General features: G+C 38.0%; 25 protein-coding genes. 17 read left to right on the top strand and 8 right to left on the bottom strand.

The window, feature by feature from the left end; all coding sequences use genetic code 11:
• Positions 1-57: 57 nt before the first annotated feature.
• Both AOB46_RS13580 and AOB46_RS13575 read left to right on the top strand, forming a co-directional pair.
• A complete protein-coding gene (locus tag AOB46_RS13580; RefSeq protein WP_062700239.1) occupies positions 58-630 on the top strand; it encodes a sugar O-acetyltransferase in 573 nt (190 codons plus the stop codon).
• Positions 631-638: 8 nt separating this feature from the next.
• Positions 639-1505, top strand: coding sequence for a GLPGLI family protein (locus AOB46_RS13575; RefSeq protein ID WP_157845064.1), 867 nt, complete (start codon positions 639-641; stop codon positions 1503-1505).
• Positions 1506-1564: 59 nt separating this feature from the next.
• Here the strand turns inward: AOB46_RS13575 and fsa are convergent, their stop codons facing one another.
• Positions 1565-2218: a fructose-6-phosphate aldolase gene (gene fsa, locus AOB46_RS13570; protein ID WP_062700235.1), complete on the bottom strand. Its 654-nt coding sequence runs from the start codon at positions 2216-2218 to the stop codon at positions 1565-1567.
• A 268-nt stretch (positions 2219-2486) separates the two neighbouring features.
• Here fsa and AOB46_RS13565 point away from each other — a divergent pair, with 268 nt between their 5' ends.
• Positions 2487-2984, top strand: coding sequence for a YdeI/OmpD-associated family protein (locus tag AOB46_RS13565; RefSeq protein ID WP_062700233.1), 498 nt, complete (start codon positions 2487-2489; stop codon positions 2982-2984).
• Positions 2985-3097: 113 nt separating this feature from the next.
• Here AOB46_RS13565 and AOB46_RS13560 read toward each other — a convergent pair whose 3' ends face one another.
• On the bottom strand, positions 3098-3655 hold the full coding sequence (locus AOB46_RS13560; RefSeq protein WP_062700231.1) for a tetratricopeptide repeat protein: 558 nt from the start codon (positions 3653-3655) through the stop codon (positions 3098-3100).
• A gap of 193 nt (positions 3656-3848) precedes the next feature.
• On the opposite strand from AOB46_RS13560, the gene pepE reads away from it, so the two are divergent.
• From pepE to AOB46_RS13545, 3 genes are all read left to right on the top strand, one after another.
• Entirely contained in the window at positions 3849-4541 is a 693-nt protein-coding gene (pepE, locus tag AOB46_RS13555) for a dipeptidase PepE (RefSeq protein ID WP_062700229.1), read from the top strand.
• Positions 4542-4658: 117 nt separating this feature from the next.
• Positions 4659-6026 carry a D-alanyl-D-alanine carboxypeptidase/D-alanyl-D-alanine-endopeptidase gene (dacB, locus tag AOB46_RS13550; RefSeq protein WP_062700227.1) on the top strand — a complete coding sequence of 456 codons (1368 nt, stop codon included), beginning with the start codon at positions 4659-4661 and terminating at the stop codon, positions 6024-6026.
• A gap of 7 nt (positions 6027-6033) precedes the next feature.
• Positions 6034-7200 (top strand): sensor histidine kinase, encoded by a 1167-nt coding sequence (locus tag AOB46_RS13545; protein WP_062700225.1) that lies wholly within the window; start codon positions 6034-6036, stop codon positions 7198-7200.
• A 183-nt stretch (positions 7201-7383) separates the two neighbouring features.
• Here AOB46_RS13545 and AOB46_RS13540 read toward each other — a convergent pair whose 3' ends face one another.
• Positions 7384-9240 (bottom strand): peptidase M61, encoded by a 1857-nt coding sequence (locus AOB46_RS13540; protein ID WP_062700223.1) that lies wholly within the window; start codon positions 9238-9240, stop codon positions 7384-7386.
• A gap of 167 nt (positions 9241-9407) precedes the next feature.
• Entirely contained in the window at positions 9408-11039 is a 1632-nt protein-coding gene (locus AOB46_RS13535) for a M1 family metallopeptidase (RefSeq protein ID WP_062700220.1), read from the bottom strand.
• A gap of 226 nt (positions 11040-11265) precedes the next feature.
• Between AOB46_RS13535 and AOB46_RS13530 the strand changes: the two genes are divergently transcribed.
• The 5 genes from AOB46_RS13530 to gwsS all read left to right on the top strand — a co-directional run bounded on the left by AOB46_RS13530 (position 11266) and on the right by gwsS (position 14563).
• On the top strand, positions 11266-11859 hold the full coding sequence (locus AOB46_RS13530) for a Crp/Fnr family transcriptional regulator (protein WP_062700219.1): 594 nt from the start codon (positions 11266-11268) through the stop codon (positions 11857-11859).
• 121 nt (positions 11860-11980) lie between these two features.
• Complete coding sequence (locus AOB46_RS13525; protein ID WP_062700217.1) at positions 11981-12220, top strand: hypothetical protein; 240 nt, start codon at positions 11981-11983, stop codon at positions 12218-12220.
• Positions 12221-12273: 53 nt separating this feature from the next.
• Positions 12274-13260, top strand: a complete 987-nt coding sequence (locus AOB46_RS13520; RefSeq protein WP_062700215.1) for a hypothetical protein — start codon at positions 12274-12276, stop codon at positions 13258-13260.
• 2 nt (positions 13261-13262) lie between these two features.
• A complete protein-coding gene (locus AOB46_RS13515; protein WP_062700213.1) occupies positions 13263-13499 on the top strand; it encodes a hypothetical protein in 237 nt (78 codons plus the stop codon).
• On the top strand, positions 13481-14563 hold the full coding sequence (gwsS, locus tag AOB46_RS13510) for a grasp-with-spasm system SPASM domain peptide maturase (RefSeq protein WP_062700211.1): 1083 nt from the start codon (positions 13481-13483) through the stop codon (positions 14561-14563). The genes AOB46_RS13515 and gwsS overlap by 19 nt, the downstream gene beginning before the upstream one ends.
• Before the next feature lie 15 nt (positions 14564-14578).
• On the opposite strand, the gene tatC is transcribed toward gwsS, so the two are convergent.
• The 4 genes from tatC to AOB46_RS13490 all read right to left on the bottom strand — a co-directional run bounded on the left by tatC (position 14579) and on the right by AOB46_RS13490 (position 18226).
• Positions 14579-15406: a twin-arginine translocase subunit TatC gene (gene tatC / locus AOB46_RS13505; RefSeq protein WP_185113869.1), complete on the bottom strand. Its 828-nt coding sequence runs from the start codon at positions 15404-15406 to the stop codon at positions 14579-14581.
• Between the two features lie 271 nt (positions 15407-15677).
• Positions 15678-16364 (bottom strand): type 1 glutamine amidotransferase domain-containing protein, encoded by a 687-nt coding sequence (locus AOB46_RS13500; protein ID WP_062700209.1) that lies wholly within the window; start codon positions 16362-16364, stop codon positions 15678-15680.
• A gap of 323 nt (positions 16365-16687) precedes the next feature.
• A complete protein-coding gene (locus AOB46_RS13495) occupies positions 16688-17251 on the bottom strand; it encodes a Crp/Fnr family transcriptional regulator (RefSeq protein ID WP_062700207.1) in 564 nt (187 codons plus the stop codon).
• A 15-nt stretch (positions 17252-17266) separates the two neighbouring features.
• On the bottom strand, positions 17267-18226 hold the full coding sequence (locus AOB46_RS13490) for an SIS domain-containing protein (RefSeq protein WP_062700205.1): 960 nt from the start codon (positions 18224-18226) through the stop codon (positions 17267-17269).
• A 158-nt stretch (positions 18227-18384) separates the two neighbouring features.
• Between AOB46_RS13490 and recQ the strand changes: the two genes are divergently transcribed.
• The 6 genes from recQ (at position 18385) to lpdA (ending at position 25422) form a co-directional block, all read left to right on the top strand.
• Positions 18385-20589: a DNA helicase RecQ gene (recQ, locus tag AOB46_RS13485; protein WP_062700203.1), complete on the top strand. Its 2205-nt coding sequence runs from the start codon at positions 18385-18387 to the stop codon at positions 20587-20589.
• A gap of 67 nt (positions 20590-20656) precedes the next feature.
• The gene (locus tag AOB46_RS13480; RefSeq protein WP_062700201.1) at positions 20657-21637 is read left to right on the top strand and encodes a polysaccharide deacetylase family protein; all 981 of its coding nucleotides are present in this window, start codon (positions 20657-20659) and stop codon (positions 21635-21637) included.
• Positions 21624-22403: a formyl transferase gene (locus AOB46_RS13475; RefSeq protein WP_062700199.1), complete on the top strand. Its 780-nt coding sequence runs from the start codon at positions 21624-21626 to the stop codon at positions 22401-22403. Before AOB46_RS13480 ends, AOB46_RS13475 begins: the two co-directional genes overlap by 14 nt.
• Positions 22403-23482, top strand: coding sequence for a glycosyltransferase (locus AOB46_RS13470; RefSeq protein ID WP_410470270.1), 1080 nt, complete (start codon positions 22403-22405; stop codon positions 23480-23482). Before AOB46_RS13475 ends, AOB46_RS13470 begins: the two co-directional genes overlap by 1 nt.
• Positions 23483-23543: 61 nt before the next feature.
• Complete coding sequence (locus AOB46_RS13465; protein ID WP_131724377.1) at positions 23544-23891, top strand: hypothetical protein; 348 nt, start codon at positions 23544-23546, stop codon at positions 23889-23891.
• Between the two features lie 127 nt (positions 23892-24018).
• Positions 24019-25422, top strand: a complete 1404-nt coding sequence (gene lpdA, locus AOB46_RS13460; RefSeq protein ID WP_062700193.1) for a dihydrolipoyl dehydrogenase — start codon at positions 24019-24021, stop codon at positions 25420-25422.
• The last annotated feature ends 98 nt before the right edge of the window (positions 25423-25520 follow it).

The raw sequence follows: 25520 nt of genomic DNA, 5'->3' as shown, positions 1-25520 counted from the left end.
TTATTATCTTACCTTTAGCCCTGAATAAAACCATGAACTCAAAACATTAAACTCTTTATGACAGAAAAGGAAAAATGTGCAGCAGGAATGCTGTATGATGCCAATTACAACGAAGAACTGATCCGTGAAAGAATGGCCTGTAAAGACTTGTGCCTGGAATATAATCAGTTAAAAAATTCCGATACTCAGAAAAGAAATGAGTTGATCCGTAAAATCATTAAAAGCACAGGAATAAATATTTGTATAGAGCCGTCTTTCTGGTGTGATTACGGATATAATATCGAGGTCGGGGAAAATTTTTATGCCAATCATAATCTTACCATATTGGATTGTGCCAAAGTAACTTTTGGTAACAATGTTTTTATTGGCCCTAACTGTAGTTTTTATACTGCAGGACATCCATTAGATGCTCAACAGAGAAATAAAGGTCTGGAGTATGCGCGGCCAATTACAATAGGAGATAATGTGTGGCTGGGCGGAAATGTTGTTGTACTTCCGGGAGTGTCTGTCGGAAATAATGCTGTGATAGGGGCAGGAAGCGTCATAACCAAAGATATTCCTGATCAGGTTGTAGCGGTGGGAAATCCGTGCAGGGTTATAAAGAATATTGAAGAAAATAACAAATCATGAGTATGAATATGAAAAAGAGTGTTTTTTTGTTCTGTCTGTTAACCGGAATGTTTTTTTACGGACAGAGTCAGCGTTTTACGTATGAATATAAATTTACCATTGATTCAACCGCTAAAGATAAGCAGGAAACGGAAATGATGTTTCTTGATATTTCTCCCAAAGGATCAAAATTTTACAGCAAGGATTATTTTGAATCCGATTCTCTTATGAAAGCAGCTTTAGAAAAGCAGATGAAAGGCGGAACGACAGATCTTAAGCTTACAGGAATGAAATTCAAAGGAAAAGTGAGGTACAGTATTGAAAAATCATATCCTGACTATTCCGTTAATTACTACACCGTTTTAGCCGCTGATGAATATCAGGTACAGGACGGAAGGGTGCAGAACTGGAAAATTCTCCCTGATAAAGCTAAAATAGGGGAGTTTTCTGCACAGAAAGCAACCTGTGAGTTTGCCGGAAGAAAATGGATAGCATGGTTTACAACAGACCTGCCCATTCAGGACGGGCCCTACAAATTTCATGGCCTGCCCGGATTGATTGTGAAGCTCGAAGATGCTTCAAATTCCCATTTGTTTGAGCTGAAAGGAGTTAAAAAGCTTCCTGCCGGATATGATTGGGAAAGTTCCAAAGACAAGGAACGTTATGATCCTCTGATTATAGTGAATGAAAAGAAGTATAAAAAGGCTTTTAAAGATTTCCTGAATGATCCTATGAAGGGACACCGAAAAATGATGGGTGAAGGAGTGAGTACAGAAGTAAGAGATAGTAGCGGAAAAATTATAGATCCTGAAAAAGTCAGACGAGATCAGGAAAAAAGAATGAAAGATAACTTGAAAAAGCAGAACAATATTCTTGAACTTGATCTGCTGAAATAAAAAACAGAATCCCGGAATCATACAATTCCGGGATTCTTATATATGAATAACAGTCGTTTTTAAGCTAATTTCTGAGAATCAGCAATGAACTGAGCCAGTCCGCTGTCTGTTAACGGATGTTTCAATAAGCTAAGGATTGGAGGAAGCGGAGAGGTGATAACATCAGCACCAATCTTAGCACAGTCGATGATGTGCATAGAGTGACGGATGGAAGCTGCAAGAATCTCCGTTTCATACATATAGTTATCAAAAATAAGTCTGATTTCCTGGATAAGGTTAAGACCATCAGTAGAAATATCATCTAATCTTCCAAGGAAAGGAGAAACATAGGTAGCCCCTGCTTTGGCAGCTAAAAGAGCCTGTCCCGGAGAGAAGATCAGAGTACAGTTTGTCTTGATCCCTTTATCAGAGAAATATTTCAAAGCTTTGATACCGTCTTTAATCATTGGGATCTTTACCACAATATTTTCATGGATAGCCGCTAACTCTTCTCCTTCTTTGATCATTTCTTCATAAGTAGTAGAAAGTACTTCAGCAGAAATATCACCATCTACAAGTTCGCAGATCGCTTTATAATGATTCCTGATTGCTTCAGCGCCCTGAATTCCTTCTTTTGCCATTAAGGAAGGATTGGTGGTAACACCATCTAAAATTCCAAGGTCTCTTGCTTCTTTGATCTGCTCTAAATTGGCTGTGTCAATAAAAAATTTCATTTTGTTTGATCGATTTATTTGCTGCAAAGATAAGGATTCCTTTGTGAGTGGAAAATTTTAATTGAAGTTGATTGTAATGAGCACACAATGGAATTAACCTCACGTCTGATTATACAGGTTTGAAGCCGGGAGCCGGAAGAGGGAAGCTACGAAGGATTCCAATAATATGTGTTTATATTTTTTATTTAATCTGATCTTACAGAGGCTTCCAATACCTATACCTAAAAGTAATTTTTTAAAATAAAATTTAACTGTACATTTGTTCATCATGAAAAAGAGCAGCTTTACTACCCAACTGGAAATTATCGGGATCAATCCGTTTGTTTTTCTTCCTGAAGATGTTTTAAATAAGATATTTGAAGCATCAGGGAAAGATAAAAGTCCCATTCCGGTAAAAGGAACAGTAAACGGAGTAGCATTTCAGCAGAACCTGATGAAATATCTGGGTGAATGGAGGCTGTATGTAAATCTTGCCATGCTGAAAAACTCTCCCAAAAGGATTGGAGAAATTATTGAAGTCTCTGTAGAATATGATGATACAGACAGAGGTATTTCCATTCATCCTCAGTTAGAAGCAGCAATAAAGGCAAGCACTGTTGCTTCCGAGAATTTTGAAAATTTAATTCCATCCAGAAAACATGAGCTGATCCGCTACATCAACAATCTGAAAACTGAAGCCGGTATTCAGCGGAATATTGAAAAAATCATCAGGCATTTACACGGTGAAACCGATTTTTTCGGGAAGAAAATTGAAAAGAAAGAGTAAAACAATAAATATAAAACACAATTCTTTCGATTTAAATCAATACTGAGCTTATATCTGAAAAAGCCCCTAAAAGTATGACTTTTAAGGGCGATCCGGTATTCTGGATTTTACTTTTATGAATTTAAGGCCTGGCTGAGTTTTACAGCATCCTGATTCGTAGGGTCATATTGTATGGACTTAGCAATATGTTCTTTTGCCTTAATAGGATCACTTTTCTGTTCTGCAAAGGCAATATAGAAATAAGCATAAGCCAGATTTTTCTTATTTTGCTCCACTTCCTCAGGCTTTACGGCAGCAATATATTTTTCATAAGCCAGTTTTGCATTTACATCATCTTTAGCAGATTGATAAGCGTAGGCCTGGCTGTAATAGGACGGAGCCCAATCCGGCAGCAAAGCGGATATTTTTTTCCAGGTATCAATAGCATTGGTCCAGTCAGATGCTTCCTGATAAGCATTGGCGAGTTTTGCCAGTGCTTCCGTATCTTTTGGATTGGCTTCAACCTGCTTTTTAAGCCCTTCAATAACAGGATTAGCAGATTGTGCCGTGGTGGCTGCAGCAGTAGTACCGGCTTTATCCGTCTGAGTTGTCTGAGCATGTACAACACTTGCACTTCCTGCAAGCAGTAAACCTAAAAATAGATTTTTAATATTAACTTTAACCATTTTCATAATCTTATATTTAAAAATTCTACAGGTTGAAGTTCAATAATAATTCCATAAAACCTCAGATTTTAGAAGCTTTAAGCTTTTTTAGAAAATATTAACGGGATTGCTGTTTTTTTTAATTTAATTTTTGATTCGTTGAGATCTGGGGTCTATCTTTGTAATCCAACTATTTTTTTAATCAATATAACTTTCTTGTATGAACATCATATTAGCCTCAACATCCACTATTTTCGGTGGAGAATATCTGGAATACTTAAGAGAAGAACTAATTCAGCTATATAAAGGAATAGACGAAATTGTGTTTATCCCGTTTGCAAGACCGGGCGGGATTTCTCATGATGAGTATACCGCAAAAGCACAATCCTTTTTCGAAACCATTCACATTAAAGTAAGAGGGCTGCATGAGTTTGAGAATAAGGCTGAAGCTTTACATCATGCCAGAGGATACTTTACAGGTGGAGGAAATACTTTTTTACTGGTTAAAACACTGCATGAAGAAGGACTGATGTCTGTACTTAAGGAAAATGTAGAAAAAGGAAAAGCATATTTAGGATGCAGTGCAGGAAGCAACATCGGAGGGCAGAATATGAAAACCACGAATGATATGCCGATTGTTTATCCGCCAAGTTTTGACTGTATGGGGCTGGTTCCTTTCAATATCAATCCGCATTACCTTGATCCGAATCCTGACCTTAAACATAATGGAGAAACCAGAGAAACCCGTATTAAGGAATTCCTGACTCAGAATGACATCAAAGTTGTGGGACTCAGAGAAGGAAACTGGATCAGAAGGATTAATGACAGGATCACAGTGGAAGGAAGCGAGCTGACCAGAATTTTTGAAAAAGGTAAAGAACCCTACGAAATAGAAGCTGGAAGCACTTTGTAATGAGACGAAAATAAAAAAGATTCTCTCAATTGATGATATCCGGCTTAAAATAAATGAGCCGATTCTTCATGTATAAAAAGGTTTTTTTTTAATTATATTTGAATAAACAACCACAGAATGAAAAGAACGATTGCGGTTTTTACGCTTTCAACACAGCTGTTTTTTGCCCAGAATATATCTCAGAAACTGGATAAGGTTACTAGAGATCTTATGGATTCTTCAGGGGCTATATCATCCGGCCTGTCATTGTATGTCTCCGATGAAAATGGCAATCTGGTTTATGAATATCAGGGAAATAAAGGGCTTTCAACAGCTTCAACACAAAAGATATTTACTGCGGGAGCTGCCCTTGAAACCCTGGGCAGGGATTATACCTTTAAAACCACAGCCGGTTACTCCGGAAAGCTGTCGGGAGGTATGCTGAACGGAAATCTTTTCATCAGCTCAAACGGCGATCCTACATTGGGAAGCTGGCGCTATGAGGCCTATAAGCCCGAAGCATTTAAAAAGAAATTTATTGATGCTGTGAAAAGTTCCGGGATCACAAAAATTTCCGGCGATCTGGTGATTGATGATTCCTATTTTGACCATCAGACAATTCCGGGAGGCTGGCCGTGGGATGACCTTGGTAACTATTATGGGGCCGGAGTCTGGGGAGTGAACTGGCGTGAAAATCAATTTGATATCAATATCAACGGAACAGAATTTAAAGGATTTTCCTATCCTTTGGAAAATGTAAAGTGGCTGAATGACCTTAAAGCAGGAGGAAACTCTGACCAAAGCCTCATCTTTACCGCACCGCATTCTGAAGTAGCATTAATAAACGGAACCCTGCCGGCCGGGAAAACCGTTACCGTTTCAGGTTCTGTGCCCAATCCGCCTTTACAGCTGGGAACAGAAGCCAGACAATGGCTGAAAGAAGCGGGAATAGAAATTTCAGGAAAAGTAACAACCTCTTCACAGCTTGAACTGGAAGGGAAGGTTTTAGAAACTTCTAAAAATACAATCCTTACATATCAGTCGCCGGCTTTGGAGAAAATTATATACTGGTTTTTACGGAAAAGTGTGAATCTTTATGGCGAAACCCTGATTAAAACACTGGGGAAAGAGAAAAAAGGAAATTCCAGCTTTAAAAGCGGGGTTGCTTATCTGAAGGAATTCTGGAAATCAAAAGGCATCAATCCGAATATGATTAATTTTGCCGATGGAAGCGGACTTTCACCTCAGAATTATGTTGCTGCCAAAGCCGAAGTACAGGCCCTTCTATATGCAAAGAAACAATCCTGGTTTGATGCTTATTATGACGGTTTCCCTGTTCAGGATAACGGAATGAAAATGAAAAGCGGTACCATGAGAGATACCAAGTCTTTTGCAGGGTACCATACAGCCAAAGACGGCAAAAAATATGTGTTTTCAATCATTATTAACAATTATCAGGGAAGCGGAAGTGCAGAACTGCAGAAAATCCTGAATGTTTTAAAATAAACAAACCGTGAGAAAATCCATACTTACCCGGCTGAATAACTGGATTATTTTTGTTGTGATGACCGTCCTGGTGGTGGCTATAGTTGTGGCATCTACGTCATTAATCAATTTTCTCAGAAAAGAAGAGATTAAAAGGATAAGTCTTCTTTCAAAGGCGATAAGAATCCAGCAGGAAGTAAAAACTCCGGATACAGATGTGCTTGATCTTCTGCCTGAGATTCTTAACATTAATAATACAATTCCGTTTATTGTAACGGATAAAGATAAAAAACCGATCATAGATCTCGGATATTACCGGAATATTCCTGAAGCCACTATAAAAGATCCTGAAAAGCTTCAGGCTCTTATAGTCCGTATGGAAAAGAATTATGGCCCCATAGAAATCAAAGTTCCTGATGGTAATAATCAGTTTGTATATTATGACAACTCCAGGTTGCTGAATAATCTGCGCTATTCACCCTATATTCTGGGATTGTTTATTCTGCTGTATTTTGGATTCTCTTTCTGGTTCTTCAGAACAATAAAAAAAACAGATGAAGGATATCTCTGGGCAGGACTGGCGAAGGAAACGGCCCATCAGATAGGAACTCCCTTATCTTCAATGATCGGCTGGATAGAAATTATGAAATTGGAAACCCCGGAATCTGAAGGCGTTTATGAAATTGAAAAAGATATTGAAAGGCTGAGAACCATTTCTGAACGTTTTTCAAAAATCGGTTCTGTTCCCGAGCTTAACGATATGAATTTCAATGAAACCATTCTCGAAAATTATGACTATCTGAAAACGAGAATTTCAAAAAAAATAAAATTCAGCCTGCACCTTCCTACCTATACCATTGAGGTTCCCCATAATAAGATCCTGATGAGCTGGGTAATTGAAAACCTGGTGAAAAACGCAGTAGATGCCATGAAAGGAGAAGGTATTCTGGATATGTACGTTTTTGAAAGGAATAAAAATATCCTGATTGAAGTAAAAGATACCGGAAGCGGAATGACGAAGCAGCAGGCAAGGAATGCTTTCAAGCCGGGATATTCAACAAAGAAACGAGGCTGGGGGCTGGGACTTTCATTAGCGAGAAGGGTTATTCATGAATACCATAACGGAGATATTAAGATCTCCCAAACCGAAGTAGGAAAGGGTACAACTTTTAGAATTACCATTAAAAAGGCTTAGACGATTCTTCCAAAGCTTTATAGGTTTTTAAAAGACACACATTATTAAGCCTATACGTTTCTACAAAGGAGAATTGAATTTTTGTATAGCAAAATATAAATATTCCGACTTTACAGATTTTTACAATCAGCAATAAAAATAAAAAAGCGGAGAAATACTCCGCCTTTATTATATAATGAATTATTATTTCTTCCCTGTCAGCCACTGATTCTGCAGCTTTTGTTCCGCAGGGGTAGGATTGGCTTTGTACTGAAGCGTTTCTATACTCATTTTATCCAGAACAGCCTTTCCTTTAAGCGACATTTTCTCATTTTTACCATCATTGTTTCTAAGAATGGTAACTGTAACCTCCTGACCGTCTTTAATTGATTTTGCATATCCTACAAAATCCTGCATCTTCTGGATATCAATAGATTTTCCGTCTAAAGCTAAAATTTCATCGGTACTTTTTAACCCAATGTTTTTTGAGAACGTAGATAAGGCTGCGGTTTCCTGAAAAACAAGGGTTTTATTTTTTTCGTTATATCCGGTAAGGTTCGGATCTTTAATAAACCAGAAGATAGGAGGAATTTCCTGCTTGTTAACGGTTACTCCTGCCATATTCAGGTATTCTGCATAAGGAGTTGGCTGGTTTCCTGCAATGTATTTATTGTAAAAGTCTTTTACCTGTGGATATCCGGTTACTGCTACCAGTTCATCAATCAGCTTATCATCTTTGAATGGTTTATTTTCTCCGAATCTCTGAGATAATTTTCTGATCATATCACGATAGCCGATTTCACCGTTGGAAAGCTTTCTAAGCTCAATATCCAGGCACATTGCAAGAAGGGCTCCTTTTTCGTAAACATTTCTGTACTGATCTTTATAAGGTTCCTTCAGGACATTTTTACTCATCACCGTAAATGGCATGGTATCATCATAATTTTTGGAATTGGCGATCTTTTCTCCCATTCTTTCAAGAAACTCATCTTTATTGATCAGGCCTTCCTGAATCTGGAAAAGATTGGCAAAATATTCTGTTCCGCCTTCATACATCCAAAGGTGCTGGGACATTTTCGGATCTGAATAATCAAAATAATGAATCTCTTCAGAATGGGTCTTCAGCGGATTTACCGTATGGAAAAACTCGTGGGAAACCACATCGGTAAGGGTTTTGTCGATAGCATCCTTAGGCATGGCTTCAGGAAGGACCACACTTGTGGATTCATGATGCTCCAAAGCTCCGAAACCTTTGATATCCGGTCCGTCACCTCCGGAAAGATAAAGCATGATTGCATATTTCTTGTTGGTGTTCATATCGCCCAGGAACTTCTTTTGGGCAATAACCATTTTTTCTATATTGTCTTTAAAATCAGCCGCTTTGTATTTTCCGGATGCTGAATAAACTCCCAATACCAGATCCATTCCTCCTGCATTGAAGGTAACATAATCCGGCTTGGTGTACATGAGCGGCGAATCTGTAACTTTTGCATAATTGGCTAATGTATAAGTATCTGTGGAGTCAGATTTATCCTGGTCTACAAGAGCGGTAGTTCCATAAAAGTCAGTTGGCTTCTGAACTACCAGCTGATAAGGTACATCCTGCATATTATCAATATAGCCGATAAAACCGTGGGTATTGATCAGATATACCTTTCCTTCCTCAATATTGGTCCCTGATGGAGAAAATACCGCTTTATGTTTGGAGGCATCCATTTCTTCATCAAAACTGTCGTTCACCAGGTAGGTTACTTTCGTCAGGTTTTGGGCATTTTTAAGGGAATACGTATTGTCATTCACTTTAGTGTAAGTAAGCTCTTTGCCTTTATTATCATAAAATTTAATTCCTTCTACAAATCTTCCGTAATCATCTTCAGAGTAAGTACCCGGAACTGTTTTAGGGAAATGGAATTTTACGTCTCCTGATTTCATTTTCGGGAACTCCATGGTAACGGCTACCTTATCATCTTTTACATGAACAAGATCAATCGTTGTTTTGATAGACTGGGCATTGGCCATTAAAGCGGCAAAAAGACCCAGGGTAAGTGTGGTTTTTTTCATTAAGTTTGAATTTTTATATAAGTAGTAGTTGTTTTTCTCGCTTTGTTACGAAATGAGATATTAAACTTTTCTTAAAATTTTTTAGGGGCATAAAAGGGAAACCCCTGATTGGAGTTTGGGGAGCTCCCGGAAAGTAAAAAAGCATATTTGTCTTTTATATATATGATTTACTGAACTTTCACATAATGCACATAATAATTCTTATTCCACTCAACCGGTGTGTTTTTCTTTAACTTTACGCTTTGCCATTGCTCTGTGGGGTTAATGGTTTGTTCCCCGTCAATTCTTATCGGGAGCTTAAGATTTTTTATGGTATTGGTGTAACGGAATTTCAAAGTTTCATTGTCCTGTGAATATTCAAGGGTCGGAACTTTGGTCGTTCTCAGATACTGATCAAAAATGCCTGAAAGATCAATTCCTGCTTTGGATGAAATATAATCCTCAATCTGCCCGGAGGTAACAGTCTGATGGTAGAAGTCTTTATTCATTCCCCTCAGGATCTGCCTGAATTTTTCATCATTATTGATGACCTGTCTTATCGTGTGGATCATACTGGCTCCCTTAGGATACATATCACCGCTTCCTTCGCTTTTAACCCCATAATGGCCAATGATCGGAGTGTCGTTCATAATGGTGTTCTGAAGCCCCTGAGCGTAAATATCGGCAGATTTTTTGTCCATATATTTTTCAGTGAAAAGAACTTCGGAATACATGGTAAAGCTTTCATGAATCCACATGTCCGCCATGTCTTTCGCTGTAATATTGTTGGCAAACCACTCATGGCCGCTTTCGTGAATGATAATATAATCCCAGTTCATGCCAATTCCTGTTCCGGAAAGATCTCTTCCGAGGTATCCGTTCTGATATCCGTTTCCGTAGGCTACATTGCTCTGATGCTCCATACCGAGATACGGAGAATCTACCAGTTTATAAGAATCCTCATAAAAAGGATAAGGTCCGAACCAGTATTCAAAAGCAGAAAGCATTGGTTTTACCTGCTGGAACTGCTTCTTTGCCTTTTCAAGATTATAATCGAGTACCCAGTAATCCAGGTCCAGCTTTCCTTTTTCACCGTTAAAAGTATCTTTAAAGTTAACGTACTTCCCGATATTCGGAATGATAGAATAATCATTAATCGGGTTTTTTACTTCCCATGTATAAGTTGTCTTGCTTCCTTCCGTTTTTTTATCCGTCAGCCTGCCGTTGCCAACCCCCGTAAGGTCATTGGGAGTAATGATCTTCATAATAATGCCATTGTCGGGCTCATCGCTCCAGATATCTTTGGTAGGCAGCCAGAGTGATGAACCTTCTGCCTGATCTGCAACACTCATCCAGGGATTTCCGTTTTTATCTTTGGTGAAGATCCAGCCTCCGTCCCAGGGTGCTTTTTTTGCAGTTACCGGGTTTCCGGAATAGATAATATTCATGGTATACTTTTCCCCTTTTTTAAACTTCTTTTTAGAAGTGACGAAAATAAAATCACCATCCTGTTTATAGCCTGTAACCGGAAAGCTTCCTTCCACTTTATCTGCTTTCATAGGTTGCTGCAAATCAATCTGGAAAACAGGATTCGTAATGTCTTTAGTGATTTCAAAGCTGATCTTATTATTCCCTTTAATACTCTTCTGTTCAAAATCAGGTTCCACAGAAAGATCATATTTCTTTACATCCCAAAAGTTCCGGAACCGGGTGTCAGAACCTTTTAACGTATCCTGTTTGGTGAAAACCCTGTTTTTTTCAAAAATCTGTCCGAAAGCAAATCCTGAAATAAAGAGAAGGGTAAACGTCAGCTTTTTCATAGTGAATTACATTAATAATCTTTCAAAAATAGAAAAATTAATGCCAACTGAAAGATGTTTTTTTATGATTGATCATGAGAGTTGTTAATCATATTTTGATTTTAGTATATTTTCACTTATTGAATATTTAATTTTTTCTTGTTTGATTAACATTTGTTAATGAAACATAGGGAAAATGTAAATATTTTTGAGAAAAGCAACTTTGAAAAGATAATAGAATACGCCTATGAACTCTGAAGCATTACTTTCATTTTTAAAAGAAAACCTGAAGCTGAATGATGATGAAATTGAGATGTCAAAACATTTATGGAAAAAAGTAACCTATGAGAAAGGATCCTATTTTAACCAGCGGGGGGATATCTGCCTACAATTGGGTTTTATAGAAAAAGGGATTTTCAGAACCTATTTTATCGATGATCATTCTAAAGAACATATTCTTTTCCTGAGCGGCAGAGGAGAATTGGTTACGGCTTTAAGAAGTATGACGAAAAAGATTCAGTGTACCTATTATATTGAAGCAATTGTAGAGTCTTCTATCTGGGTAATCAATGTAGATGATCTGGAAAATTTGTATGAGATTTCCAAAGGATGGGAAAGGGCAGGGCGCATTATTGCCGAAGAATCTTTTTTTGCTCTTTTACACAGAATGGAAACCATTTCCTTTTTATGTGCCCGGGATCGTTATATGCAGTTTCTTAAAGAATTTCCGGATCTGCCATCCCACATACCGCAGTATTATATCGCTTCATTCCTGGGGATGGAAAATCCATCGCTTAGCCGTTTGAAACGGGGTATAACAACAAATAAACAGAATTCATAAAATTTAAAATATTCAGTAGCTACGAATTGCGGCCTATTCTTCAGTGGCCAAAGAAAAAAGGGGAAGAACCGCCGAAACACTCCGGCGGAAGGGAGTGTATTAACTAAAAATTACAAAAATTATGCAACTGGAAAATCTAAATTCAGACAAATTTAAAACGTTAACAAGACCTCAGTTAGGAACAGTTAAAGGGGGTGAAAGATGTGCCACAAGAGGAGGATCTTATATTGCTAAAGGTATTGACGGTCTTAAAGACGGGACTTACACCTATTCTGAAGACCGCGAAGAATTTAACAGTGAGGGAACTCTTATGCACAGGGAATATTGTATTGAAGGCAGATGGTATACTGTTAGGCTTTAATAAAGAATTGTTCCGTCTGACAGGGCGGAACATGTTCTATTTATTCAGGGAATATGAATATAAGAATTAACTCCATTCAGCAGGATTATTCCACCAATGATGTTCTGGACTGGATCTATTTTGAATATCCATCCGCCGCCTGCGTCAGAAGTGAAGATCTTGAAGTAGAAAGTATGTTGATTTCCAACCATGCAGATCCTGCCGGCAACGACGCCTATTGGTATAGGCGGGGGTACTTAAAAGATCATGGTTATCATCCGGGATCTGTACTGGATCAATATGATAGGCAATCATTCAGAAATATATTCTTAAACGTTTATGATAAATATAATTTTGAAGAAAAAGTTATTCATGAAGCGTATATTGATTGGTATGATAAGCTGTTCAAAAAACGGTTAAATAAAAGAAGCGATAATAATATCAATAAATTAAAAGCCCTTCATAAAGCAAAAGAAGCGGGACTTCTCATTCCTGAAACACTGGTTTCCTCCAATATATCAGCCATAGAAAACTTTTACAGGTCTCATGAAAAGATCATTGTTAAAGATGTGATGCTTGACGATATAAAAGTTAACTGGAATGAAGATTTTGATGTTGTCGTAAGAATTCCTCCCACTATTGTTACAGAGTCCCATATTCAGCAGTTAAAGGAAATCCGAAGCAATATATCACAAGGATATATTTTTTTGCAGAAGTATATTGAAAAAGAATATGAACTGCGCATTTTTTACCTTGATGGCAAGCTGTATCCTATGGCTATTTTCTCCCAGGCTAATGAAAGGACCAAAGTAGATTTCAGAAATTATGATGCAGAACGCCCGAATCGTTGTATCCCTTACCGGCTGCCTCTGAAAGAAACCCGAAAATTAATAAAGCTGATGAAATGTCTGGATTTGAATTGTGCTTCCATAGATATGATTTATACCGTTCATAAAGAATATGTTTTTCTGGAAGCCAATCCTGTAGGACAGTTTCAATGGCTTTCAGATAACTGTAATTATGATATTGAACGAAGTATTGCCCGATTTTTAAACCAATAATAATGAATGAAAAAACAGATCAGGTCCGGAGAGATTTTATAAACTGGACCCGGGAAAACAAAAACCATCTGCCATTGAATTCCGCTTTCTGGGATGTCTGGATATTGCAGAAAAAACACACAAGTGATGTTCAGGATCACTTCTTAGAAGTACTCGGTAGATATGATGCCAGACTGGAAAGAGGAATTCCTTTCTATAAACCTTATTCAAAACTTGTGATATGGAATCTGAATGGTTAAAACTGTACAGCAATTGTGCTTTGGTGAAAGGGGCATCAAGAGCATCGATATGTGATCTTCAGCGGGGTGAAATTCATCTTATTCCGTTGTCTTTAGCTGAATTATTCAATAAAAAAGACTGCTTTAACATCAATAATGTCAGGAAAAAATTAAACCCGGAATCCCAAAAAGTTCTGGATGATTATATTGGATTTCTTGTGGAACATGAATTATGCTTTTTCTGTACTTCAAAAGAAATTAGCCGCTTTCCTAAAATGCCTGAAGAATGGCTCTTTCCAGCCCATATTTCCCATGCAGTTCTGGATACTTACTCAGACTTTGATTATTTCAATGATGCTTTTCTTGCCCAGTTGGAAAAACTCTGCTGTAATCATCTTCAGTTCAGGTTCTTTAATGAAGTATCTACCCTTCAGCTGAAGCTTTTACTTGAAAAAATAAAGTCAACACAGATTAAGTCAATAGAAGTGATACTGCCTGAAAATAAAGGGGAAATACAGTTCTGTGATACAATAGTCAGTCTGGTGAACACGCATAAAAAAATCAGTACCTTAATCATAACCAATGCAGATGATGCCCAAGTGCTGCAAAACGAAAACGGAGGAATGATTGTGAAGGTTACAGAAAAAATCAGCAGTCCTTTATATTGCGGTCTTATGAGCCCGAAATTATTCAATGTTAATATTCCTGCATATACAGAATCTCTCAATCACAATACCTGTCTGAATCGTAAACTCTCCATTGATGCTGAAGGCAATATCAGAAACTGCCCTGCAATGAAAGAAAACTTCGGAAATATCAGAGATACCTCTTTACAGGAAGCAATCAGCCAAACAGGATTTAAAAAATACTGGAAGATCACAAAAAACCAGATTACCAAATGTAAAGATTGTGAATTCCGTCACGTCTGTATCGACTGCAGAGCTTACATAGAAAATCCGGAAGATCAATACTCAGCACCGTTAAAATGCGGCTATGATCCGAAAACCTGTGAATGGGAAGAATGGAGCACCCATCCCATGAAGCAGAAAGCGATCGACTATTACGGAATGAGAGAGATTCTTTAAAAAAGGTTCAGGAAGCTATTTCTGCACTGCCGGAAGATTCCCGTTAGCTTTCTGAATCCTTTTGTAAGTGATATTACACATCATAATGCTGAATTCATAAAGGATCAGTAGCGGGAAAGCAGCCATCAGCATACTTAAAACGTCGGCAGGAGTGATGATTGCGGCAACCACCATGATTAGAATGATAGCATGACGACGGTAGGTTTTCATGAACATCGGAGTTAGGATACCTATGCTGGTCAGGAAGTAAATCAGGATAGGAAATAGGAATATAACACCCATTCCTAAAACAACCTGGAGGAATAGCGTAGTATAATCACTCAGATCATATAACGGAACAATAATATCCGAAATCTTGAAAATAACCCCGAAGTTGACAGCAAACGGAAGAATTAAGAAATAACCGCATAATACACCTGTCATAAACAGAATCCAAACCGCATTGATGATATAAATGGAATTCTTTCTTTCTTTAGGATGAAGTGCCGGACTGATAAAACGCCACAATTCCCATACAATATAAGGAAATGCGGCCACCATTCCGCCGAAAATAGAAACGGCCATCATCACATTAAACTGCTGGTAAAGTCTCTGTACACGAACCGGGAAATCCTTCGGAAGATGAATACTGTCTTCCCCTAAGATCATTCTGGAAAAATGGTTCACCAGCTTGAACGTAGGAAAATCATTTCTTGTGGGCCCGAAAAAAATATGGTCCATGATCCAGTTGATATTGAAGCCGACAGCAAAAGCCGCAATGATAATCGCAATAATCGAGCGGATAAGATGTCCTCTTAATTCTCCAATATGCCCAAGAAAGGACATGTCTTTACCTTCACTCACTGAATATATTTTTTAAAGGCACAAATTTATGAAATATTTGATGAAAAGCCTGATGTTTGAAGTTTAAAATTACCGTGGCCTGTACAAACTAAAGTCGTATCCTCTTTCCTTGACATTCATTTCTTTTAAAATTGAAAATAATCAGAATATATAATATAATCATGATTGTTTTTTAGAATTCCCGAAATTAAGTTAATCTTCGGGATAAAAAAAGATCATGAACAGATATTCTGTACATGATCTTGTTTGGTTTTCCGATCGTAAACCGGCTTTATTTCTCCAGAATTTCCAGGACTTTTTCTCCAACAGCCCCTCCGGACTGTGGATTCTGCCCGGTAACCAAACGTCCGTCCGATACAGCGAAAGAAACAAAATCCTGATCTGCTTTTACATAATGGGCGCCTCTGCTTTTCAAAACATCTTCAGTAAGGTAAGGCATATGATCGGCCAGTTCCGCGGCAATTTCCTCAGAATTGGAAAACCCGGTAAGTGTTTTCCCTTTAATGAGAAGCTCTCCGCCTGAAAGTTTAATATTAAATAAACCCACAGCTCCGTGGCAGACCGAAGAAATAATCCCTCCGTTTTCATAGATTTTGCGGGCAATTTCCTGAAGTTCCGTATTTTCCGGGAAATCCCAGACTACACCGTGTCCCCCTGAATAATAAATCACACTGTAATTTTCTGCGTTGACATCAGAAGGCTTTAAGGTATCTGCCAGTTTATTTCTGAATGTTTCATCAGCATAATATTTCCAGTCTGCAGGCTGTACAAACATCTGAAGCGAAACAGGATCGAGCGGAGTATAACCTCCTCTCGGACTTACAAAATCTATTTCATAGCCTTTTTCATGCAGTTTTTCATAAAAATGAACGGCTTCTCCCAGCCATAAGCCGGTAGCTCTGTCCATTTCAGGATATTTTTCTACGCTCGTAACTACGATTAATGCTTTCTTTTTCATTGTATTCGGTATTAAATGTTATTTTTTGTATTCGTTTTGATGAGTACAAAGTTTCACATTTTACTACCGGAAAGGAAGGATCTTTATCAAAAAAAAAGTGTGATCTTCATCACACCTTTATAAAGATTATTTAAAATTGAGAATTTTATCTTTGAAACGATACCATATTCTTTATTCGTCATTATTTTAAACCATTAAGAGGGATAAGTTTTTAGGATATTAAGTCTGGTTTTACCTTAAAGATATTATGCTTATAAAAAAATCTTTGATTTTTTCCTTAACAAAATTTAAAACTTAATTCAATTGTAATGTTTCAAATAAATCTAAGAATATAATCTGCTTAATGTCTCTCTTGAAACACCCAGATAACTCGCAATAAACTGTTTAGGAATATGCTCTGTAAAGCCCGGATACTGCCGCACAAAATCTTCATATCGCTCTTTGGCAGATTTGCTGATCAATGAAAGTATCCTTTGCTGTAAGGCCACATAACCAAAATTAGACTTCACCCTGAAAAAATGTTCCATAGCCGGAAATTTTGAACAGAGGTTGTTTAAACTTTCATGAGTTATGGAATACACTTCCGTATTCTCAATACAGTCAACGGCCAGTGAAGCGTTTTCCTGTTTAAAGAAGGCTGCGAAATCTGAAATCCACCAGTTGGGAGCTGCAAACTGAAGAATGTGCTCTTTTCCTGTGCTGTCAACGGTGCTGCTTTTAAGAATCCCTTTTTCTATCAGGTAAATTTCATGAACGGGCTGGTTTTCCTGAATCAGAAACTGTCTTTTCCTGAATTTCTTCTGGGTGAAAAAAGGCAGTACCGCTTCAAACTCATCATCATTCAGATGAATGATTTCACAGATATGGGCTTTCAGAAACTGGCTCATACAGAACAGATACAATTAATTGATTCCCTCGTCAAGAAGTTTATGAAGGTCGATAATTCCGAAATACTTTCCGTTTTCCGTTACAACAAGCTGCCCGATGTTGTTTTCTTTAAGGATTTTCATTGCTTCTTTGGCAAGAGCATCTTTTTCAATGGTTTTCGGATACCCGGACATAATATCTTTAGCCTGTACCTTCGCAATATCTCCCTCTTTCATCAGCATTCTTCTCAGGTCGCCGTCTGTAATTACGCCGATAATTTTTTCATCATCCGTAACCACTGTTATTCCGTGGCTTGAAGCGCTGATGGATATAATCACATCCCTGATAGACGAATCTTCTGATACTTGTGGCTTCTGCGAAGAAAGAAACTGTTCTACTTTTGAAGTCAGGTTTTTCCCCAGGCTTCCTCCCGGATGGAATTTAGCAAAGTCGTTTGCTTTGAAATCATTCAGCTCCATTAAAGCCACGGCAAGTGCATCGCCCAGTGCCATCTGGATAGTGGTGGAGCTGGTTGGCGCCAGCTTATTCGGACAGGCCTCCACATCTACGTGAGTATCCAGAATAATTTCAGAAAATTCGGCAAGCTTACTGGTTTTATTTCCGGTCATCCCGATAAGGGCGGAAGAATAATCCTTTAAATAAGGAACCAGATTTGCTATTTCCGGGGAGTTTCCGGAGTTGGAAATGCATAACACTACGTCCTGCTTCTGGATCACGCCCAGATCTCCGTGGATGGCTTCCGATGCGTGAAGGAATTGTGAAGGGGTTCCGGTAGAATTTAAAGTAGCAACAATCTTGTTGCCGACATGGGCCGACTTTCCGATTCCTACAACAATTAATTTCCCTTTAGCCGAATGAATAATCTCTACGGCTCTGGCAAAATCTTCATCAATCCTGTTTTTTAATTTTTCAAGTTCTGAAATTTCTATCTCTAAAGTGCTTCTGGCAATTGAAATAATGTCGGTTCTTTCCATTTTACGAGTATGTGGTATACAAAAAATCTCTTAAAAAACGTTATATTTTAAAAAGGATATTTAATATAAATTTTATTTTTTATAAATTCGTTCGCTTTTATTTTAAGCAGAATTTTTATAACTTTGAGGTACATGCAAATTTAGCAATAGAAAATTAGATGAGCGCAAAAAAAGCCAATTTATCAGGCGAATTGAAAAAGTATTTTGGGTTTTCTACATTTAAAGGCCAGCAGGAACAGATTATAGAAAACCTATTGAATGGGAAAGATATATTTGTTTTGATGCCGACAGGAGGTGGTAAATCTTTATGTTACCAGCTTCCGGCACTTATTTCCGAAGGCACGGCAATCGTAGTTTCGCCTTTAATAGCGTTGATGAAGAATCAGGTAGATGCAGTAAACGGCCTTTCGTCAGACGATGGGGTTGCCCACGTATTAAATTCATCATTAAATAAGACACAGACCAAACAGGTTTTTGACGATATTAAAAGCGGAAAAACCAAACTTTTGTATGTTGCCCCCGAATCATTAATTAAAGATGATTATTTAGACTTCCTGAAAGATGTGAAGATTTCTTTCTTTGCTATTGATGAGGCGCATTGTATTTCAGAATGGGGACATGATTTCAGGCCGGAATACCGGAATCTGAAACAAATTATTGATAAGATTGCTGACGTACCGGTGATTGCCTTAACGGCTACAGCAACTCCTAAGGTTCAGGATGATATTCAGAAAACGCTGGGCATGACGAATGCGCTGGTTTTTAAAGAAAGCTTCAATCGTCCTAACCTTTATTATGAAGTATGCCCGAAAGTTAATGTCGATAAGGAAATCGTAAAATTTATCAGTCAGAATAAAGGAAAATCAGGAATTGTTTACTGTCTCAGCCGAAGAAAGGTTGAAGAATTCGCTCAGCTGCTCCAGGTGAACGGAATTAATGCGCTTCCTTATCACGCGGGCCTTGACCAGAAAGTAAGGGTGGCTAATCAGGACAAGTTTCTGATGGAAGAAGTAGACGTAATTGTGGCAACCATTGCATTCGGAATGGGAATTGATAAGCCCGATGTACGTTTTGTCATTCATTATGATTTCCCTAAATCATTGGAAAGCTATTACCAGGAAACAGGAAGAGCTGGAAGAGACGGCGGAGAAGGCCATTGCCTGGCATTCTATGACCCTAAGGATATTGAGAAACTGGAAAAATTCCTGGCACAAAAACCCGTTTCAGAAAGAGAAATTGGACTTCAGTTATTAAATGAAGTGGTAGGATATGCCGAAACTTCAATGAGCCGCAGACAATATATCCTTTATTATTTCGGAGAAAATTTTGATCCCGTAAATGGGGAAGGGGCCATGATGTGCGACAACTCATCCAATCCTCCCAAATTAAAAGATGCTGCTGAGGACCTGAAAAAAGTTCTGGAACTGATTAAAGATACCGGAGAAAAATTTAAAGCTAAAGATCTGATTTCTGTTATCGCAGGGAAAGAAACAGCTGTTACAAAGTCCTATAAACTGGAACAGACTTCCCATTTCGGATTTGGGAAAGAAGAAAAAGATAATTACTGGAAAACTATTTTAAGACAGGCTACCGTTCAGGGGATCCTGCAAAAAGATATCGAAACCTACGGGGTTTTGAAAATGTCTGAGAAAGGCAGAAATATTCTGAGCGGAAAGCTGAAAGAACCATTTTTAATTGCCGAAGACAGGGAATTCGATCTTACCCAGACCAAAGCAGACAGTGATCAGGTACAGATGCAGGCAGGAGGAGGCCTCGATCAGAATTTGTTCGGACAATTGAAAGAACTGCGAAAAAAAGTAGCTAAAAAACACGGAATTCCTCCTTATACCGTCTTTATGGATCCCAGCCTTGAAGATATGACGGTTCAGTATCCGATAACGGTAGAGGAAATTGCCAAAATTTATGGAGTAGGCGAAGGAAAAGCCAAAAAATATGGTAAAGAATTCGCAGACTTCATTAAAACTTACGTAGAAGACCATAACATCGAACGTACCCAGGATATGGTACTGAAGCAGGTGGCCAACAAATCAAGCCATAAAGTATTCATCATTCAGAGTACCGATAAAAAAATTGATCTTGAAGATATTGCAAGAGCCAAAAACCTCTCAATGAATGAATTGCTGAAGGAAATGGAAAGTATTGTGTATCAGGGAACCAAGTTGAATATTGATTACTATATAGAAGACAATTTCGATGAAGATATTGTAGAAGGCTTCATGGAATTCATGAACGAATCTGAAAGTGACAGTATGAAGGTGCTTCTGGATGAATTCGGAGATGAACTTTCAGATGAAGAGGTAAGAATGCTGAGAATCAAATTTATAAGCGATGTAGCTAATTGATGAAAATAGCAGTTTTTAATTTAAGATTGAAAGATCAGAAAAAACTGTAAATTTGCAGACAACACTTATGAAAAAAAATAACGGCATTTTCACCGTATCTTTGGATTTTGAACTGTACTGGGGAATCCGGGATAAAAAAACGATTCAGGAATATGGTCAGAATATTGCAGGAGTTTGGGAAGTTGTTCCTAAGCTCCTGAAATTGTATAACCAGTATGATATTCATTGTACCTGGGCATCAGTGGGAGCCATGATGACCGGCGATTTTCAGGAATTACAGCAATATTGTCCCGAAAACACACCTTCTTATCTGGAAAAAGAGCTTTCCCCTTATCATGATTTCATTCCGTCTTCACAGGGAATGGATGATCTTTATTTATATGGAAAGCCATTAGTGGAACTCGTTCAGAAAGCTCCGAATCAGGAAATCGGAAGCCATACTTTTTCACACTATTACTGTCTGGAAGACGGGCAGACTAAAGATCAGTTTGATGCAGACATACAGTCTGCTATTGCTGTTTCTGCTGCCCATAAAATTGAGATAAGGTCTTTTATCTTTCCCCGGCATCAGATTAACAGCAGTTATCTGAATATCCTTAAAAAAAATGGAATTTTAATCTACCGCGGTACAGAAAAGGCGTGGTATCATTCTCCGGCAAAAGGTTCAGAAGAAGGCTTGATAAAAAGAGCTTTCAGGTATCTGGACTATTTTGTGAAAGTGGGAAGCCATCACACCCAGAAAACGTCTGATCTTCATAAAGATGGCTTTACGGTCGTTAGGGCAAGCCGCTGGTTAAGGCCATATTCAGAAAAAATAAAATTCCTGGACGGGCTGAAGCTTCGCAGAATAAAACAACAGATGACATATGCCGCTAAAAACAACGAAATTTTTCACCTCTGGTTTCATCCGCATGATATTGGAATTCATCAGGATATCAACTTCGGGTACCTGGAAGAAATCTTTCAGCACTACAAAAAATTAAACCAAAAGTATAATTTCCAAAGCAAAAACATGTCTGAAATAGCAGCAGAATATGAAAAAAAATAACAGTAAAAAAATTGTCATGCTAACCGGAAATACACGGTCGTCGGCAATTATTTATAATACCCTGATACAGGATTTTGATATTTCTGCCGTGCTGCAGGAGGAAGCAGTACCTATGAAGCAGATTATGAAAAATCGAGCTAAAAGGTTAGGCTGGGTAAACGTGGGCGGACAAATTATGTTTGGTCTTCTGCTGCTGCCGTTTATTAAGAAATTCTCGAAAAACCAGACAAAAAGAGTCATCGAAAAACTAAAAATAGATCTGACTCCGATTCCTGAAACCGTTCTTACAAAAACAGATTCTGTAAATTCAAATAAAACACTTAAGCTGCTGCAGGAGCTGAAGCCGGATTTAGTGATTGTTAACGGCTGCAGAATTATTTCCAGGAAAATCCTTAACAATACCAATGCTGTTTTTATGAATACCCATGAAGGAATTACTCCAAAATACAGAGGTATCCATGGCGGATATTGGGCTTTGGCCAATAATGACAGAGAAAACTGTGGAGTTACTGTACATCTGGTAGATCAATCGGTAGATACAGGTGATGTCATTTACCAGGCAAGAGTTTCACCGGAAAAATCAGATAATTTTACAACATATCCGCTGTACCAAACCGCAGAAGGTGGCAAAATATTAAAGCTTGCCATTGAGGATTTTTGTAATGATAACCTGAAAACCACAATCGGAACAAAAGAAAACTTCATCTGGTATCATCCTACTATCTGGCAGTATTTATATTATAGAATTTTCAGAGGCGTGAAATAATGAAAAAAAAAGTTTACTTTCTTTTACCGGGACTCACCTTTGGAGGAGCTGAGAGAATTATTTTTACTCTGCTCAATCATCTGGATGATGAGAAATATGATTTTACCCTTTTCCTTTTTAAAAATGTAGATTTTCCCACCTCACAGCTTAAACCCAATATAAAAGTCCGGGAATTGGGCATAGAAAGGATACGGTTTTCAATTTTTAAAATTCTACCGGTTATCTATAGAGAAAAACCGGATGTTTTCTTCTCAGGCTGGGGCGAAATCTCAGCGTTTATGTCTCCGTTTATCCCGTTTTTAAAAAAGACTAAATTTATCTCCAGAGAAACCAATGTAGTCTCACAGCATGTAACCAAAAAGGAAATAAAGGTTTTCTATAATTTTTATAACAATTTTCAACGGATCATTGCACAAAGTGATGACATGAAGACGGATCTAATAGAAAACTTCAACATCAGAGAAAATAAGATTGTCAAAATCAATAATCCCGTGGATTTCGATTTTATCAATGCAAAACTGGAAATTTCCGTGAAACCTGAACGTTTTAAACAAGATTACAAAAATGTTGTGGCGATCGGAAATTTATCTTCCAGAAAAGGATTTGATAACCTGCTGAACGTTTTCTCTAAGCTTACCCATGAAAATATCCTGCTCCATATTCTTGGTGATGGAGACGATAAAGAAACACTGTACGCGATGAAAAAAAACCTGGACCTGAAAAATGTTATCTTTCATGGAAAACAGGAAAATCCGTATCAGTTTTTGAAATATGCAGATCTTTTTATTCTTTCCTCAAGATATGAAGGTTTTCCGAATGTACTTCTCGAAGCGGGAGCCTGCGGCACCTATTCTTTAGCGAATAACTGTCCCGGCGGAATCAATGAGATCATTCAGCACCATATAAACGGGGAAATTGCCGATATTGAAAATTATGAAGATTTTGCACAGAAAGTGATCAGCGTATTGCAGAGGAATTACGACAGGGAATCCATAAAGAATTCCATCAGATCACGGTTTTCCAAAGATATTATTTTGGATCAGTATGAAAAAGTTTTGCATGAACTAACGCAGCAGTAGGACCCTATTTGCCTTATGGGCTTTTATTTTCTTAGATTTGATGCCTGATAAAACAAATATAATGACGAAGATCCCCCAAATAGGCTGTGCCTGTGAAAAACCTACCTCCGATTATACTGAATACAGAAGTTCAGAATTAGGTATAGATCACACTAACGGAAGGCATGGAGAAGTAACAATTCAGCAATGTAAGTTGTGCCAGAGAATATGGATTCATTATTGTATTGAATTTGAAAACTCTTCCAATTCAGGAAGGTGGTACAAAGGAATTGTTTCAAAAAAGGACCGGACGCAGATTACTCCGGAAAACGCCCTGGAACATCTGGAAAATCTTGAATGGTATGTATATGGAGGTCCGTTTTTTGAAAGCCAGGGAACAATAGGGAATGGAAAAGTGATACTGGATTAACCGGTGCATTAAGATATTTAAAACTTCCTGAATTCAAAATTGATAAAACTCACTTTGGCGCTTGATAATTTATATGTAAATTTGTGAGAATTAAGAAAGATAATAATAAACAAATTCATAGAATAACATGAGTCAATTCGATGTTACCGTAATAGGTTCCGGTCCCGGTGGTTATGTAGCTGCTATCCGTGCAGCGCAGTTAGGTTTCAAAACAGCAATTATTGAAAAATATTCAACTTTAGGCGGAACTTGTCTTAACGTTGGATGTATTCCGTCAAAAGCGCTTCTTGACAGCTCTGAGCATTTTGAGAACGCAAAGCACAATTTTGCGGGCCATGGAATCATTATCAATGAGCCACAGGCAGATATTGTAAGAATGATTGAACGTAAAAATGAGGTAATAAAACAAAATACAGACGGAATCAGCTACCTGATGAACAAAAACAAAATCACTGTTTTTGAAGGGGTAGGAAGCTTTGAATCTGCTACTCAGATCAAAATCACGAAAAATGACGGTTCTTCTGAAATCATTGAGTCTAAATATACCATCATCGCAACAGGATCTAAGCCATCTTCTTTACCTTTCATCACATTAGATAAAGAAAGAGTGATTACCTCTACGGAAGCTTTAAACCTTAAAGAAATTCCTAAGCATCTTGTGGTCATCGGAGGTGGAGTAATCGGTCTTGAATTAGGATCTGTATACTTAAGATTAGGAGCTCAGGTAACAGTTGTTGAATTTATGGATAAGATCATTCCTGGAATGGACGGAGCTTTAAGCAAAGAATTGACTAAAGTTCTTAAAAAGCAGGGAATGAAGTTTATGCTTTCTACGGCGGTTTCTGCTGTTGAGAGAAACGGAGATACGGTTAAGATCACTGCTAAAGATAAAAAAGGAGAAGAAGTTGTGGTAGAAGGAGATTACTGCCTTGTTTCTGTAGGCAGAAAACCATACACAGACGGACTTGCCCTTGAAAAAGCAGGCGTAGAGCTTGATGAAAGAGGAAGAGTAAAAGTAAATGATCATTTACAGACTAACGTAGCTAATATCTACGCAATTGGTGACGTGATCAAAGGAGCAATGCTTGCCCACAAAGCTGAAGAAGAAGGTGTCTTTGTTGCTGAAACATTAGCAGGTCAGAAACCACATATCAACTATAACCTGATTCCTGGTGTTGTTTATACCTGGCCTGAAGTTGCAGGAGTTGGTAAAACTGAAGAGCAGCTGAAAGAAGAGGGAGTCGCTTACAAAGTAGGATCTTTCCCGATGAGAGCATTAGGAAGAAGCCGTGCAAGCGGTGATGTTGATGGTCTTGTAAAGATTATTGCTGACGAGAAAACTGATGAGGTTTTAGGAATGCACATCGTAGGAGCAAGAGCGGCTGACCTTATTGCAGAAGGAGTAATTGCTATGGAATTCCGTGCAAGTGCTGAAGATATCGCAAGAAGTTCTCACGCTCACCCAACTTATGCTGAAGCTATTAAAGAAGCTGCATTGGATGCTACGGCAAAAAGACCGATCCATATGTAATTTTATTTGAAAAATTAAAATATTTAAATAATTAAAGAGAAGCAGTTTCTGTTTCTCTTTTTTTTGGCACAGAAATGGAGTTCGGAATAATAAATTTT

It is taken from the genome of Chryseobacterium indologenes (assembly GCF_001295265.1).
In the GTDB taxonomy this organism is placed as follows: Bacteria; Bacteroidota; Bacteroidia; order Flavobacteriales; family Weeksellaceae; genus Chryseobacterium; species Chryseobacterium indologenes_A.
This window is presented reverse-complemented; position numbering and strand designations above follow the sequence as displayed.

What these genes read in the sequence shown, in the direction of transcription:
- AOB46_RS13580 (WP_062700239.1), top strand. Translation starts at nt 58, where the DNA reads ATGACAGAAAAGGAAAAATGTGCAGCAGGAATGCTGTATGATGCCAAT.
- AOB46_RS13575 (WP_157845064.1), top strand. Translation starts at nt 639, where the DNA reads ATGAAAAAGAGTGTTTTTTTGTTCTGTCTGTTAACCGGAATGTTTTTT.
- fsa (WP_062700235.1), bottom strand. Translation starts at nt 2,218, where the DNA reads ATGAAATTTTTTATTGACACAGCCAATTTAGAGCAGATCAAAGAAGCA.
- AOB46_RS13565 (WP_062700233.1), top strand. Translation starts at nt 2,487, where the DNA reads ATGAAAAAGAGCAGCTTTACTACCCAACTGGAAATTATCGGGATCAAT.
- AOB46_RS13560 (WP_062700231.1), bottom strand. Translation starts at nt 3,655, where the DNA reads ATGAAAATGGTTAAAGTTAATATTAAAAATCTATTTTTAGGTTTACTG.
- pepE (WP_062700229.1), top strand. Translation starts at nt 3,849, where the DNA reads ATGAACATCATATTAGCCTCAACATCCACTATTTTCGGTGGAGAATAT.
- dacB (WP_062700227.1), top strand. Translation starts at nt 4,659, where the DNA reads ATGAAAAGAACGATTGCGGTTTTTACGCTTTCAACACAGCTGTTTTTT.
- AOB46_RS13540 (WP_062700223.1), bottom strand. Translation starts at nt 9,240, where the DNA reads ATGAAAAAAACCACACTTACCCTGGGTCTTTTTGCCGCTTTAATGGCC.
- AOB46_RS13535 (WP_062700220.1), bottom strand. Translation starts at nt 11,039, where the DNA reads ATGAAAAAGCTGACGTTTACCCTTCTCTTTATTTCAGGATTTGCTTTC.
- AOB46_RS13530 (WP_062700219.1), top strand. Translation starts at nt 11,266, where the DNA reads ATGAACTCTGAAGCATTACTTTCATTTTTAAAAGAAAACCTGAAGCTG.
- AOB46_RS13525 (WP_062700217.1), top strand. Translation starts at nt 11,981, where the DNA reads ATGCAACTGGAAAATCTAAATTCAGACAAATTTAAAACGTTAACAAGA.
- AOB46_RS13520 (WP_062700215.1), top strand. Translation starts at nt 12,274, where the DNA reads ATGAATATAAGAATTAACTCCATTCAGCAGGATTATTCCACCAATGAT.
- AOB46_RS13515 (WP_062700213.1), top strand. Translation starts at nt 13,263, where the DNA reads ATGAATGAAAAAACAGATCAGGTCCGGAGAGATTTTATAAACTGGACC.
- gwsS (WP_062700211.1), top strand. Translation starts at nt 13,481, where the DNA reads ATGGAATCTGAATGGTTAAAACTGTACAGCAATTGTGCTTTGGTGAAA.
- AOB46_RS13500 (WP_062700209.1), bottom strand. Translation starts at nt 16,364, where the DNA reads ATGAAAAAGAAAGCATTAATCGTAGTTACGAGCGTAGAAAAATATCCT.
- AOB46_RS13495 (WP_062700207.1), bottom strand. Translation starts at nt 17,251, where the DNA reads ATGAGCCAGTTTCTGAAAGCCCATATCTGTGAAATCATTCATCTGAAT.
- AOB46_RS13490 (WP_062700205.1), bottom strand. Translation starts at nt 18,226, where the DNA reads ATGGAAAGAACCGACATTATTTCAATTGCCAGAAGCACTTTAGAGATA.
- recQ (WP_062700203.1), top strand. Translation starts at nt 18,385, where the DNA reads ATGAGCGCAAAAAAAGCCAATTTATCAGGCGAATTGAAAAAGTATTTT.
- AOB46_RS13480 (WP_062700201.1), top strand. Translation starts at nt 20,657, where the DNA reads ATGAAAAAAAATAACGGCATTTTCACCGTATCTTTGGATTTTGAACTG.
- AOB46_RS13475 (WP_062700199.1), top strand. Translation starts at nt 21,624, where the DNA reads ATGAAAAAAAATAACAGTAAAAAAATTGTCATGCTAACCGGAAATACA.
- AOB46_RS13470 (WP_410470270.1), top strand. Translation starts at nt 22,403, where the DNA reads ATGAAAAAAAAAGTTTACTTTCTTTTACCGGGACTCACCTTTGGAGGA.
- AOB46_RS13465 (WP_131724377.1), top strand. Translation starts at nt 23,544, where the DNA reads ATGACGAAGATCCCCCAAATAGGCTGTGCCTGTGAAAAACCTACCTCC.
- lpdA (WP_062700193.1), top strand. Translation starts at nt 24,019, where the DNA reads ATGAGTCAATTCGATGTTACCGTAATAGGTTCCGGTCCCGGTGGTTAT.